The 11,939-nt window shown below is 61.1% G+C and carries 13 protein-coding genes; 7 read left to right on the top strand and 6 right to left on the bottom strand.

From position 1 onward, the window contains the following. Positions 1 to 6: 6 nt before the first annotated feature. The 4 genes from HNO86_RS15155 to HNO86_RS15140 form a co-directional block, all read right to left on the bottom strand. On the bottom strand, positions 7 to 294 hold the full coding sequence (locus HNO86_RS15155) for a PA4642 family protein (RefSeq protein WP_175377751.1): 288 nt from the start codon (positions 292 to 294) through the stop codon (positions 7 to 9). A 63-nt stretch (positions 295 to 357) separates the two neighbouring features. Beyond that, the gene (locus HNO86_RS15150; RefSeq protein WP_175377750.1) at positions 358 to 843 is read right to left on the bottom strand and encodes a hypothetical protein; all 486 of its coding nucleotides are present in this window, start codon (positions 841 to 843) and stop codon (positions 358 to 360) included. 172 nt (positions 844 to 1,015) lie between these two features. After that, complete coding sequence (locus HNO86_RS15145) at positions 1,016 to 1,489, bottom strand: WbuC family cupin fold metalloprotein (protein ID WP_175377749.1); 474 nt, start codon at positions 1,487 to 1,489, stop codon at positions 1,016 to 1,018. A 3-nt stretch (positions 1,490 to 1,492) separates the two neighbouring features. Continuing rightward, positions 1,493 to 2,050 carry a hypoxanthine-guanine phosphoribosyltransferase gene (locus tag HNO86_RS15140; RefSeq protein ID WP_175377748.1) on the bottom strand — a complete coding sequence of 186 codons (558 nt, stop codon included), beginning with the start codon at positions 2,048 to 2,050 and terminating at the stop codon, positions 1,493 to 1,495. A gap of 174 nt (positions 2,051 to 2,224) precedes the next feature. Here HNO86_RS15140 and upp point away from each other — a divergent pair, with 174 nt between their 5' ends. Next, positions 2,225 to 2,863: a uracil phosphoribosyltransferase gene (upp, locus tag HNO86_RS15135; RefSeq protein ID WP_175377747.1), complete on the top strand. Its 639-nt coding sequence runs from the start codon at positions 2,225 to 2,227 to the stop codon at positions 2,861 to 2,863. Positions 2,864 to 2,865: 2 nt separating this feature from the next. Continuing rightward, the gene (locus tag HNO86_RS15130) at positions 2,866 to 4,140 is read left to right on the top strand and encodes a uracil-xanthine permease family protein (RefSeq protein WP_175377746.1); all 1,275 of its coding nucleotides are present in this window, start codon (positions 2,866 to 2,868) and stop codon (positions 4,138 to 4,140) included. Between the two features lie 160 nt (positions 4,141 to 4,300). Here the strand turns inward: HNO86_RS15130 and hemH are convergent, their stop codons facing one another. Continuing rightward, entirely contained in the window at positions 4,301 to 5,323 is a 1,023-nt protein-coding gene (hemH, locus tag HNO86_RS15125) for a ferrochelatase (RefSeq protein ID WP_175377745.1), read from the bottom strand. A 13-nt stretch (positions 5,324 to 5,336) separates the two neighbouring features. After that, a complete protein-coding gene (locus HNO86_RS15120; RefSeq protein WP_175377744.1) occupies positions 5,337 to 6,239 on the bottom strand; it encodes a TIGR01777 family oxidoreductase in 903 nt (300 codons plus the stop codon). A 197-nt stretch (positions 6,240 to 6,436) separates the two neighbouring features. On the opposite strand from HNO86_RS15120, the gene HNO86_RS15115 reads away from it, so the two are divergent. The 5 genes from HNO86_RS15115 (at position 6,437) to HNO86_RS15095 (ending at position 11,887) form a co-directional block, all read left to right on the top strand. After that, complete coding sequence (locus tag HNO86_RS15115; RefSeq protein ID WP_175377743.1) at positions 6,437 to 7,429, top strand: NAD(P)/FAD-dependent oxidoreductase; 993 nt, start codon at positions 6,437 to 6,439, stop codon at positions 7,427 to 7,429. 216 nt (positions 7,430 to 7,645) lie between these two features. After that, entirely contained in the window at positions 7,646 to 8,602 is a 957-nt protein-coding gene (locus HNO86_RS15110) for a DUF523 and DUF1722 domain-containing protein (RefSeq protein ID WP_175377742.1), read from the top strand. Continuing rightward, positions 8,602 to 9,543 carry a MerR family transcriptional regulator gene (locus HNO86_RS15105; RefSeq protein WP_175377741.1) on the top strand — a complete coding sequence of 314 codons (942 nt, stop codon included), beginning with the start codon at positions 8,602 to 8,604 and terminating at the stop codon, positions 9,541 to 9,543. The genes HNO86_RS15110 and HNO86_RS15105 overlap by 1 nt, the downstream gene beginning before the upstream one ends. 13 nt (positions 9,544 to 9,556) lie before the next feature. Then, positions 9,557 to 10,999 (top strand): deoxyribodipyrimidine photo-lyase, encoded by a 1,443-nt coding sequence (gene phrB / locus HNO86_RS15100; protein WP_175377740.1) that lies wholly within the window; start codon positions 9,557 to 9,559, stop codon positions 10,997 to 10,999. Between the two features lie 105 nt (positions 11,000 to 11,104). After that, positions 11,105 to 11,887, top strand: a complete 783-nt coding sequence (locus HNO86_RS15095) for an SDR family oxidoreductase (RefSeq protein WP_175377739.1) — start codon at positions 11,105 to 11,107, stop codon at positions 11,885 to 11,887. The last annotated feature ends 52 nt before the right edge of the window (positions 11,888 to 11,939 follow it).

Below are 11,939 nucleotides of genomic sequence, written 5' to 3'. Positions count from 1 at the left end.
ATAGGGTCAGCCGCGAGCTTTCTGGATCAGCTCGATGTATTCAGGCGCATTGCGCTGATCCTGGATCAGGGCAACGAAGTCATTCCCCTGCTCGTCCTTGCCATTGAGATCAAAGCCGGCCTCGATGAAGAAGGTCAGGAAACGTTCGAAATCGTCGATGCGCAGGCCACGGTAGGCCTTGATCAGTTTGTGCAACGAAGGCGAAGTGGCGTCGACCGGTTCGAAATCGAGGAACAACTTGATCTGCTCATCGCCGATCTCGTCACCAATCACTTGTTTCTTATCTTTACGCATTGCCGACTCCAGCTCGCAGACATTTCACGGGGCGGGCAGTTTACCCCCGCGCGGGCCCGGCACTCAACGCGGACGAACGCTGCCGGTGTGCAGATCGGCCCAGATATGGCCATTGGCGTAGCTGAGGAACTGGCAATACACGGTGTCATTGCGCAACAAGTCCATGATCACCCGGTACTGCGCCAGCGGGTAATACAGCGTCAGGGTCTTGCTCTGCTCGTCGTAGACCGGCTTTTTCAGGCTTTTGCTCTCGCCATCGAAATTGACCAGCACCTGATTGATCGTCGCGCCCTTGTTCAGGGATTTGCCCTTGAGGCGGATCAGCAACGGCGAAGTGACCGGAATCGGCTGCTGGTTGGACTGACGCTGATTGCCGACCACCACCGAATACTCGGTGACTTGCAGCAATTGTTGCTGCTCGGGCTCGGCGTCACGCAGGGTCAGGTCGTCCGGAGGCAAAAATTGCGCATGCATCGGCGCCGGGGCGGCGGCCAGGGGCAGGCTGAGGGTGAGCAATAGAGCGGCGCAACAGCGAATCAAAGGGCTCATGACAGGCTCCGGGGGCGGGGCCGGGCACTTTAGCATGCGCTAGCACACACATTCCCTTGTGCGAGCGAGCCTGCTCGCGAAAATTATCCGCGCAACGCGGGCATTCAGGACGCCCGCGTTATCGTTGACGTTTATCGCGAGCAGGCTCGCTCCCACAGGATGGAAAGGCGGGTCAGTCGAACTGCGCGCGCATCCAGGCGTGATACTCGGCGACGCCCGGCTCGCCCTCGCGCGGCGCCCAATGGGCCAGTTCACCCTCACCCACCGGACGATATGGGCCGGCCTTGCACTCGAACATCAGGCTATCGGCCTCCAGTACCACCAGACCGTGAAACACGCCCGTCGGCAAATCCACACCGACACAGTCGCCCCCGGCCTGCAGAACCTGCTTTTTCACCACCGCGCCGGTCTCGTCGAAAATCAACAGACCCAAGCGTCCCTTGAGGACCAGCAAGGTTTCAGCCTTGTTTTCGCCCAGGTGACGATGAGGCGGGATATAGGTGTCCGGTTGCAAACCGACCGCCATGCGATGGCAGGCCTCTTCCATCTGGTGGAAGTTGTGGTGCTGACGCCCACGAGGATTGGCCCCGGCTTTCTCGGCCAATTCGGTGAACAGCGTTTGATCAAGAAAGCTCGGTGCGGTCATTGCTTACATTCCTTTAACGGCAAAAATCCCGTTGGCGTTGCGCCAGTAGCCTTTGTAGTCCATGCCGTAACCGAAGATGTAGCGGTCGATGCATGGCAAACCGACGAAATCGGCCTTCAGGTCCGGACGAGCCTTGCGGTCGTGGTCCTTGTCGATCAGCACGGCGGTGTGCACTTTGCGCGCGCCGGCATGTTTGCAGAAGTCGATGATCGCGCCCAGGGTGTGACCTTCGTCGAGGATGTCGTCGATGATCAGCACGTCACGGTCGATGAAGGAGATTTCCGGCTTGGCTTTCCAGAACAGCTCGCCGCCGCTGGTTTCGTTGCGATAGCGGGTGGCGTGCAGGTAGGACGATTCCAGCGGGAAATTCAGATGGGTCAGCAGTTTGCCGGAGAAGATCAGGCCGCCGTTCATCACGCAGAACACCACCGGGTTGCTGTCCGCCAGTTGGTCGTTGATTTGTGCACCGACACGGGCGATGGCCGCCTCGACTTCAGCTTCGGTGTACAGGCAGTCAGCCTCTCGCATGATTTGACGGATATGCTCGAGATCAGCGGACATGGCGCTCTCCAGGGGAATAAGGGGGGTACGGATTTGGAAAAGCGGGCAAAGGTACGCATCCCGCACGGCCAGATCAAGCGTTTGTGGACTAACGTACTCTAATGTCTATAGGACAACACCCTCGGATAGATTAATCTAGGCCGGTTTTTTTGCCCGCCGCCGGAGCCTTTCCCCATGCCTACTCTCGAGATCCGCCATCCGCTGATCCGTCACAAACTCGGCCTCATGCGCCGCGCAGACATCAGCACCAAGAATTTCCGTGAGCTCGCTCAGGAAGTCGGCGCCCTGCTCACCTACGAAGCCACCAAGGACCTGCCGCTGGAAACCTACGACATCGAAGGTTGGTGCGGCACTGTGTCGGTGGAAAAAATCGCCGGCAAGAAGATCACTGTAGTGCCGATCCTGCGTGCCGGTATCGGCATGCTCGACGGCGTACTCAGCCTGATTCCGGGCGCCAAGGTCAGCGCCGTGGGCGTGGCCCGCAACGAGGAAACCCTCGAAGCCCACACCTACCTGGAAAAACTGGTACCGGAAATCGACGAACGCCTGGCCATGATCATCGACCCGATGCTCGCCACCGGCGGTTCGATGGTCGCCACCATCGACCTGCTGAAGAAAGCCGGCTGCAAGGACATCCGCGCCATGGTGCTGGTCGCCGCGCCCGAAGGCATCGCCGTGGTCGAGAAAGCGCACCCGGACGTGACCATCTACACCGCCTCCATCGACCAGAAGCTCAATGAACACGGTTACATCATCCCGGGCCTGGGCGATGCCGGCGACAAGATCTTCGGCACCAAGCAGAAGGACGCGTAACCATGCAGGATGAGTTCAACGATCCGCTCTGGCGCACGGTGCTGTCCGGCGCGCAGATGCTGTTCGTGGCCTTCGGCGCCCTGGTACTGATGCCGCTGATCACCGGTCTTGACCCGAACGTGGCGCTGTTTACCGCAGGCCTGGGGACGATTCTGTTCCAGATCGTCACCGGGCGTCAGGTGCCGGTGTTCCTGGCGTCGAGCTTTGCCTTCATCACCCCGATCATCCTCGCCAAGGGCCAGTTCGGTCTGGCGGCGACCATGGGTGGCGTGATGGCGGCCGGTTTCGTCTACACCTTCCTGGGCCTGGCCGTGAAGATCAAAGGCACCGGCTTCATCGACCGCCTGCTGCCGCCGGTGGTCATTGGCCCGGTGATCATTTCCATCGGCCTGGCCATGGCGCCGATTGCCGCCAACATGGCGATGGGCAAGGCCGGGGACGGTTCCGAACTGATTCACTACCAGACCGCGATGCTGATCTCGATGCCGGCGCTGCTGACCACCTTGATCGTGGCGGTGTTCGGCAAGGGCATTTTCCGCCTTGTGCCGATCATTTCCGGCGTACTGGTGGGGTTTGCCCTGTCGTTCTACTTCGGCGTGGTCGACACCGCGAAGATCGCCGCGGCGCCCTGGTTCGCCCTGCCCGCCTTCACCGCTCCGGAATTCAACTGGCAGGCGATCCTGTTCATCGTTCCGGTGGCCCTGGCTCCGGCCATCGAGCACATCGGCGGCGTGATTGCGGTAGGCAGCGTGACCGGTCGCGATTACCTGAAGAAGCCGGGCCTGCATCGCACCCTGCTCGGTGACGGCATCGCCACCACCGCCGCCGGCCTGTTCGGCGGCCCGCCCAACACCACCTATGCCGAAGTGACTGGCGCGGTGATGCTGACCAAGAACTACAACCCGAAAATCATGACCTGGGCGGCGATCTTCGCCATCTGCCTGGCGTTCATCGGCAAGTTCGGCGCGCTGCTGCAAAGCATTCCGGTGCCGGTGATGGGCGGGATTCTCTGCCTGTTGTTCGGCTCGATCGCGGCGGTGGGCATGAACACCCTGATTCGCCACAAGATCGACCTGGGCGAAGCGCGCAATCTGGTGATCGTTTCGGTGACCCTGGTGTTCGGGATTGGCGGCGTGCTCGTCGGTACCGGTACCGGTCCGGACGATTTCGGCCTCAAAGGCATCGCGCTGTGCGCGGTGGTGGCGATTGCGCTGAACCTGATTCTGCCGGGCAATGACAGCTGGAAGCACAAGAAGGCGGAAGAACCGCTTCTCTAACAAACCATTCGCGGGCAAGCCTTGCTCCTACAGGCCTGTAGGAGCAAGGCTTGCCCGCGAAGCTTTTAAAGCGCCGTTGTAAATGAAATAGCTATCGCGAGCAGGCTCGCTCCCACAGGTTAAACACCTTATCTGTGGGAGCGAGCCTGCTCGCGATCTTTCAAAGCGCCAAAGGCGCTCGCTCACACAACGCACTCAACGCATGCGCCCAGCGCGGATCATCGTTGAGGCACGGCACCAGCACCAACTCCTCCCCTCCTGCCTCGCGGAACTGCTCCAGACCGCGATCGCCGATTTCCTCCAGCGTCTCGATGCAATCGGCCACGAAGGCCGGGCACATCACCAGCACCTTCTTCACGCCGTTTTTGGCCAGCTCATCAAGGCGTGCCTCGGTGTAGGGTTCGATCCATTTGGCGCGGCCCAGGCGCGACTGGAACGACACCGACCACTTGCCGTCCGGCAGCCCCATGCGCCTGGCAAACTCCCGCGCGGTGCGCAGGCACTGGCCGCGATAACAGGTGGCGACCACTTGCGGCGGTGCGCCGGCGCAGCAATCGCCGTCGCCGTCGAAGCGGTGCCCCGGGTTGAGCTTGGTCAGATGGCGTTCCGGCAGGCCGTGGAAGCTGAGCAGCAGGTGATCGTAATCCTGCTCCAGATACGGTTTGGCCGTGGCCACCAGGGCGTCGAGGTATTCCGGTTGATCGTAGAACGGCTGTAGCACCGACAGCTGCACATCGAGCTTCTTCTCGCGCACCACGCGCCTGGCTTCCTCGATCACCGTGGTCGTGGTGCTGTCGGCGAACTGTGGATAAAGCGGCGCCAGGGTGATGCGTTTTTGACCCTGGGCGACCAGACGCAACAGTGCCGATTCAATCGACGGCTCGCCGTAACGCATCGCCAACTCCACCGGGCCGTGATGCCATTGCGTGGTCATCGCCTGCTGCAGGCGCCGGCTGAGCACCACCAGCGGCGAGCCCTCCGCCCACCAGATCGAGGCATAGGCGTGGGCTGATTGCTCGGGTCGCTTGATCAGAATCAGCGACACCAGCAACCGCCGCACCGGCCATGGCAGGTCGATCACGTAAGGGTCCATCAGAAACTGATTGAGGTAGCTGCGCACGTCCGCCACCGAGGTGGAGGCCGGTGAGCCCAGGTTGACCAGGAGCAACGCGTGATCGGTCATGCAACGTCCTATTTCAGAGGCGGCTGGACAGATCGTCCAGGGCCGCGCGCAAATCAGTGAACTGGAAAGTGAAACCCGCCTCGAGCAGGCGAGCCGGCATGGCGCGCTGGCCACCCAACAGCAGCAACGACAATTCGCCCAACCCGACCTTCAACGCAAGCGCCGGCATCGGCATGAACGCCGGACGGTGCAACACGCTGCCCAAGGTCTTGGCGAACTCGCGATTGCGCACCGGCTTCGGCGCGCAGGCATTATAGGGACCCTGGGCTTCATTGCGATGCAGAAGAAAATCGATCAGGGCGATTTGATCCTTGATGTGGATCCACGGCATCCACTGCCGACCGTTGCCAATCGGCCCGCCCAGCCCCAGTTTGAACGGCAGCAACAGCCGCGACAAAAAGCCGCCCTCGGCGGACAGCACCAGCCCCGTGCGCACGAGTATGACGCGAATACCCAGGGTTTCGGCGCGCTGAGCGGTTTCCTCCCAGGCGATGCACAACTGACTGGCGAAATCATCGATGACCGGGGGCGATTCCTCCGTCAGCTCACGCTCGCCACCGTCGCCATACCAGCCCACCGCGGAACCGCAAATCAGCACCTGTGGTTTCTGCTCGCGACTTTCGAGCCACGCCAGCAGGGTTTCGGTCAGCGTGATGCGGCTGCTCCACAACAACGCTTTGCGCTTGTGCGTCCACGGGCGATCGGCGATCGGGGCGCCCGCCAGATTGACGATGGCATCGACAGGCTCCTGCCCCACCTCTTCCAGCCTCGCGATTCCACGCACTTGCGCACCACAGATTTTCGCCACTTTTGCAGGCGTGCGACTCCAGACAGTCAACCGATGCCCCTGGCTCGACCAGTGCCGACAGAGCTGACGTCCTATCAAACCAGTACCGCCGGTCAGCAATATGTGCATGACTTCTTCCTCGCGTGGCGTTTTACCCTGATCACTAGTCTATTTTTATAAGCAAGGGATCTTTGATATCGGGCAGTGTCTGTGTTTAACAATAGGCCAAGCTGTCAGAACGAGAACACACCAAGTTGTACCAAAAAACAAAATTGTACAGGTTTTAACCACGGCGTAGTCTGTACAGAAAGGTAAACGAGGCCCTTATGACTGTACCTATCGCAATCATCGGCACCGGCATTGCCGGGCTCTCAGCCGCCCAGGCCCTGACTGATACAGGGCATGTCGTGCAATTGTTCGATAAAAGCCGCGGCAGCGGCGGACGCATGTCGAGCAAGCGCAGCGATGCGGGCGCTCTGGACATGGGGGCGCAATATTTCACCGCTCGCGACCGCCGCTTCGTCACCGAAGTCCAGCGCTGGCAAGCCAAAGGCTGGGTCGCCGAATGGACGCCGCAGCTGTACACCTACCACGGTGGCCGGCTCGATCTGTCGCCGGACGAACAGACGCGTTGGGTAGGCACCCCGCGCATGAGCGCAATCACCCGCGCCCTGCTCGGCGATCTGGAAGTGCATTTCGCCTGTCGCATCACCGAGGTCTATCGCGGTGAAGAACACTGGCATTTGCAGGACGCCGAAGGTTACACCCACGGGCCGTTCAGCCACGTCGTGGTGGCCACGCCCGCCCCTCAGGCAACCGCCCTGCTGGCCTCCGCGCCGAAGCTCGCCGGTGCCGCCGCCGGGGTGAAAATGGACCCGACCTGGGCCGTCGCCCTGGCGTTCGAAACCCCGTTGGATACGCCCATGGAAGGCTGCTTCCTGCAGGACAGCCCGCTCGACTGGCTGGCACGTAACCGCAGCAAACCCGGACGCGACAACACCCTGGACACCTGGGTGCTGCATGCCACCAGTGCCTGGAGTCGCCAGCACATCGACCTGCCCAAGGAAGCGGTGATCGAGCAATTGCACGGCGCCTTCGCCGAGCTGCTGCACAGCGCCATGCCCGCCCCGACCTTCAGTCTCGCCCACCGCTGGCTCTACGCCCGCCCGGCGAGCAACCACGAATGGGGCACCCTGGCCGACGCCGATCTGGGCCTGTATGCGTGTGGCGACTGGTGCCTGTCCGGACGCGTGGAAGGTGCCTGGCTCAGTGGCCAGGAAGCGGCTCGAAGGCTGCATGAGCATTTGCAGACGCACTGAATTCCATAGGTAGGAGCTGCCGAAGGCTGCGATCTTTTGATCTTGATCTTCAAAAAAGCAAAATCAAAAGATCGCAGCCTTCGGCAGCTCCTACACAAAGCCGCATCACCGCAAGACCCTGTACAAACAATTTGACTTGCACACCTTTGAATCTATGATGAACCTCAGTTATACAGAAAAACCAATCTGTATAGGTTTTCATTCCGAGGTGCGCCCATGCCCCTGCCCGCCGCCAAACCGAAAATCGCCATCAGCGCCTGCCTGATGGGCGCCGAGGTGCGCTACAACGGCGGACACAAGGCATCACGACTCTGCAGCCAGACCCTCACCGACTACTTCGATTTCGTACCGGTCTGCCCGGAAGTCGCCATCGGCCTGGGCATTCCCCGCGAACCCATCCGGCTGGTGGGCGATGCTGATCAACCTGAGGCGATCGGCACCGTCAGCCCGGAACTCAACGTCACCCGACCATTGGCCGAATACGGCCAACACATGGCGATGGAGCTGGATGACATCTGCGGCTATATCTTCATGCAGAAATCGCCGTCCTGTGGCCTGGAGCGGGTCAAGGTCTACCACGCCAACGGTGCCCCGCACGGCAGTGGCCAGGGTATCTACGCCCAGGCCTTTTGCGCGCGGCACCCTGACTTGCCGGTGGAAGAAGACGGTCGACTGAACGATCCGGTCCTGCGGGAAAACTTTCTCACCCGGGTTTTCGCCTACCACGCCTGGCAGCAACTGCTGCAGGAAGGCCTGAGCCGTCGCGGCCTCACGGATTTTCATGCGCGCTACAAGTACCAGCTGATGGCGCACAACCCTGAGCAATACAAAGCCCTGGGCAAGCTGCTGGGCAGCATGGGCGACGCCGATCCGCAGACTTTGGGCCCGCGTTATTTCAGCGAGCTGATGACCGCCCTGAAACGCTGCGCCACCCGTGGCACCCACACCAATGTCCTGCAACACATAAGCGGTTATCTCAGAGAGGCGATAAGCGCCGAGGACAAACAGGAAGTGCAGCACGTGATCGGCCAATATCGCCACGGCATCGTGCCGCTGGTGGTGCCGCTGACCCTGCTCAAGCATCACTTTCGCCAACACCCGGATCCTTACATTGCGCAGCAGGTCTACCTGCAACCGCATCCGGAAAACCTCAGTTTGCGAAACGCCATTTAATGAAAGACCGTCCTGACAGCAGCGCCAGCGAAGATCTCGGCACCGACTTCAAGAAAGCCCTCGACGAAGGCTGGCTACCCATCAGGGAAGTGGCCCGCCAGACCGGCGTCAACGCCATCACCCTGCGCGCCTGGGAACGGCGTTATGGCCTGATCGTGCCGCAGCGCACGCCCAAGGGGCATCGGTTGTTCTCGGCCGAACATGTACAACGCATCCACAACATCCTCATCTGGCTCAACCGTGGCGTCGCCGTCAGCCAGGTCAAGCAGTTGCTCGACGCCCCGCAGGCGATCAGCGAGCCGGTGGAAAACGATTGGCAACGGCTGCGCCAGACACTGCTGCAAGCGGTGACGCGACTGGCCGAGCGCAGCCTGGACGACACCATCAATCAGGCCATGGCGCTGTACCCGCCGAGGACCTTGTGCGAACAGCTGCTGATGCCCTTGCTGGCGGACCTGGAGCAGCGCTGGCAGGGCCAGTTTGGTGCACAGATGGAGCGGGTATTTTTTTATTCCTGGCTACGTAGCAAATTCGGCGCGCGCATCTACCATAACAACCGCCAGTTACACACTTCGCCCCTGCTGTTGATCAATCAATCCGACCTGCCGCTGGAACCGCATCTGTGGCTCACCGCGTGGCTGATCAGCAGTGCCGATTGCCCGGTGGAAGTGTTCGACTGGCCGCTGCCTGCCGGCGAACTGGCGCTGGCGGTGGATCACCTGCAACCCCGGGGCTTACTGCTGTATTCCAGCAAAGCCATGAACCTTTCGCAGCTGAGGAAACTTTTGACTGGCGTCAGCTGCCCAAAAATGATCGCCGGACCAACGGTGTGCATTCACCACGCCGAGTTGTCCGAAAGAGTTTGCGAAACTGCCGAGCTGTACCTGGCTGAAGACCCATTGTTGGCTCACCAGGCACTGATTCAGCGTGGGCTCATTTAATGCGGGCGTGTACATGCAATTGATCTGGCTGCGCTGCGACTTGCGCGTAAACGACAACACCGCCCTCTCGGCCGCCGCCGCGGCCGGGCCTTGCGTGGCGGTGTATCTGCTGAGTCCCGGGCAATGGAAGGCGCACGACGATGCAGCCTGCAAAGTGGACTTCTGGCTGCGTAATCTGCAACAGCTGAGTTCGGCGCTGGGCAAGCTGAACATCCCGCTGTTGATCCGCACGGCTTCGCACTGGGATCAGGCGCCGAAGGTACTGCTCGAGCTGTGCCGGGAACTGAAGATCGACGCCGTGCATTTCAACGAGGAATACGGTGTCCATGAAAGCCGGCGCGATGCGGCGGTGAGCGAGAAGCTGCAAGACGAAGGCATCGCCGTGCACAGCTACCTCGACCAGTTGCTGTTCCAGCCCGGCAGCGTGCTGACCAAGACCGGCACCTACTTCCAAGTGTTCAGCCAGTTCCGCAAGGTCTGCTACGAACGCCTGCACCAATCGTTACCGCATCCGGTGAAGGCGCCCAAGGCGCAAAAGCCATTGAAGCTCGCCAGCGACGAAATTCCCGACCACATCAGGGGTTTTGCCTCTCCCGGCGATCAACTGCGCGAGTTGTGGCCGGCTGGCGAAGCTGAGGCGAAACGTCGGTTGGACAGCTTCACCGATGCTCAGATCGAACACTACCTGGACGAGCGGGACTTTCCGGCGAAACCCGGCACCAGCCAACTGTCGACCTATCTCGCCGCCGGGGTGATTTCCCCGCGACAGTGCCTGCATGCCGCGCTGCAATCCAATCAAGGGGAATTCGACAGCGGCAAAGCCGGCGTATCGACCTGGATCAATGAATTGCTCTGGCGCGAGTTCTATAAACACATTCTGGTGGGCTACCCCAGGGTCTCCCGCCACCGTGCCTTCCGCCCGGAAACCGAAGCCCTGGTCTGGCGCGACGCGCCCGACGACCTTGCCGCCTGGCAGGAAGCCCGTACCGGCTTGCCGATCATTGACGCGGCCATGCGCCAATTGCTGGAAACCGGCTGGATGCACAATCGGCTGCGCATGATCGTGGCCATGTTCCTGACCAAAAACCTGCTGATCGACTGGCGAGAAGGCGAGCGCTTTTTCATGCGTCACCTGATCGATGGCGACCTGGCCGCGAACAACGGCGGCTGGCAGTGGAGTTCATCGACCGGCACCGATTCGGCGCCCTACTTCCGCATTTTCAACCCGCTGAGCCAGTCGGAAAAATTCGACGCCCAAGGCCTGTTCATCAAACACTGGCTACCGGAACTCGCAGATCTCGACAAAAAAGAAGTGCACAACCCGGACGTCAACGGACTGTTCGGGGTCGCGGGCTACCCCTCGCCGATCGTCGACCTGCATGCCTCCCGCGCACGGGCCCTGGCCGCCTTCAAGAACCTGCCCCCGCGTCAAGGCGCTGGAGGCGATCATCAATAGCCACGATTTTCCTGGCCCTCGGCATCGTTTGAATGCCGAGCCACTGTTTTTTGATCTTTTATCGATTTGGGATCGGGGAACCCCTCGGTCAAGAAGGAGCACGGGATGAGTATTACGCCTCCACGACGATACTGGCTGACGGGAGCAGGCAACGGCCTGGGTGCCTCGCTGGCCGAGGAGATATTGAAAAGCGGTGCCCACCTGGCCGTCAGTTCACGCTCGCTGGCGCCATTGAAAGTCCTCTCGCAACGCTATCCGGGGCAAGTGCTGGTGCTCAAAGGCGATATGACCAACAGCCAGACCGTGCGCGAGACAGGCGAGCAGATTGCCGAGATCTGGGGTTCTCTCGACACGCTGATTCTCAATGCCGGCACCTGTGAATACGTGGATGCCAAACAGTTCGATGCCTCGATCGTCGAACACATCGTGCGCACCAACCTGCTTGCCAGCAGCTATTGCGTCGAAGCAGCACTGCCGCTGCTGCGTGCCGGCACCGCGCCGCACCTGGTGGGCCTGGCCAGCCCGGTGACCTACCTGCCACTGCCGCGTTCGGAAGCCTATGGCAATGCCAGGGCCGGCTTGCGTTCCCTGTTCGAATCCATGCGCCTGGACGTTGCATCGGAAGGCGTCGAAGTCACCGTGATCAGCCCCGGCGCCCTCGACTCTTCGCCAGTCGGCAAAAAAGATCCGTCGACGCCCTTCCTCTGGCCAGCCGCTAAAGCGGCACGCTACATCTTCGAAAAACTCAAAAGCCGCCCGCTGGAGATTCACTTTCCGGGCATGACCGTCGCAGAGCTGTGGCCGATGGCGAAACTGCCGGGCAAGACGCAATTGACCATCGGCAGGAGCATGGTGCGCAGCAGTCCGCCAATCCTGGATTTGCCGTAATCACCCGGCCCTGACGGAGGCGGCGCAGCGTCCGTCAGGGCTTTCACACGCA

It is taken from the genome of Pseudomonas sp. C1C7 (assembly GCF_013359595.1).
Lineage (GTDB): Bacteria > Pseudomonadota > Gammaproteobacteria > Pseudomonadales > Pseudomonadaceae > Aquipseudomonas.
Note: the sequence above shows the minus strand (reverse complement) of the source record. Positions and strands in the feature narration are given on the sequence as shown.

What these genes read in the sequence shown, in the direction of transcription:
- HNO86_RS15155 (WP_175377751.1), bottom strand. Translation starts at nt 294, where the DNA reads ATGCGTAAAGATAAGAAACAAGTGATTGGTGACGAGATCGGCGATGAG.
- HNO86_RS15150 (WP_175377750.1), bottom strand. Translation starts at nt 843, where the DNA reads ATGAGCCCTTTGATTCGCTGTTGCGCCGCTCTATTGCTCACCCTCAGC.
- HNO86_RS15145 (WP_175377749.1), bottom strand. Translation starts at nt 1,489, where the DNA reads ATGACCGCACCGAGCTTTCTTGATCAAACGCTGTTCACCGAATTGGCC.
- HNO86_RS15140 (WP_175377748.1), bottom strand. Translation starts at nt 2,050, where the DNA reads ATGTCCGCTGATCTCGAGCATATCCGTCAAATCATGCGAGAGGCTGAC.
- upp (WP_175377747.1), top strand. Translation starts at nt 2,225, where the DNA reads ATGCCTACTCTCGAGATCCGCCATCCGCTGATCCGTCACAAACTCGGC.
- HNO86_RS15130 (WP_175377746.1), top strand. Translation starts at nt 2,866, where the DNA reads ATGCAGGATGAGTTCAACGATCCGCTCTGGCGCACGGTGCTGTCCGGC.
- hemH (WP_175377745.1), bottom strand. Translation starts at nt 5,323, where the DNA reads ATGACCGATCACGCGTTGCTCCTGGTCAACCTGGGCTCACCGGCCTCC.
- HNO86_RS15120 (WP_175377744.1), bottom strand. Translation starts at nt 6,239, where the DNA reads ATGCACATATTGCTGACCGGCGGTACTGGTTTGATAGGACGTCAGCTC.
- HNO86_RS15115 (WP_175377743.1), top strand. Translation starts at nt 6,437, where the DNA reads ATGACTGTACCTATCGCAATCATCGGCACCGGCATTGCCGGGCTCTCA.
- HNO86_RS15110 (WP_175377742.1), top strand. Translation starts at nt 7,646, where the DNA reads ATGCCCCTGCCCGCCGCCAAACCGAAAATCGCCATCAGCGCCTGCCTG.
- HNO86_RS15105 (WP_175377741.1), top strand. Translation starts at nt 8,602, where the DNA reads ATGAAAGACCGTCCTGACAGCAGCGCCAGCGAAGATCTCGGCACCGAC.
- phrB (WP_175377740.1), top strand. Translation starts at nt 9,557, where the DNA reads ATGCAATTGATCTGGCTGCGCTGCGACTTGCGCGTAAACGACAACACC.
- HNO86_RS15095 (WP_175377739.1), top strand. Translation starts at nt 11,105, where the DNA reads ATGAGTATTACGCCTCCACGACGATACTGGCTGACGGGAGCAGGCAAC.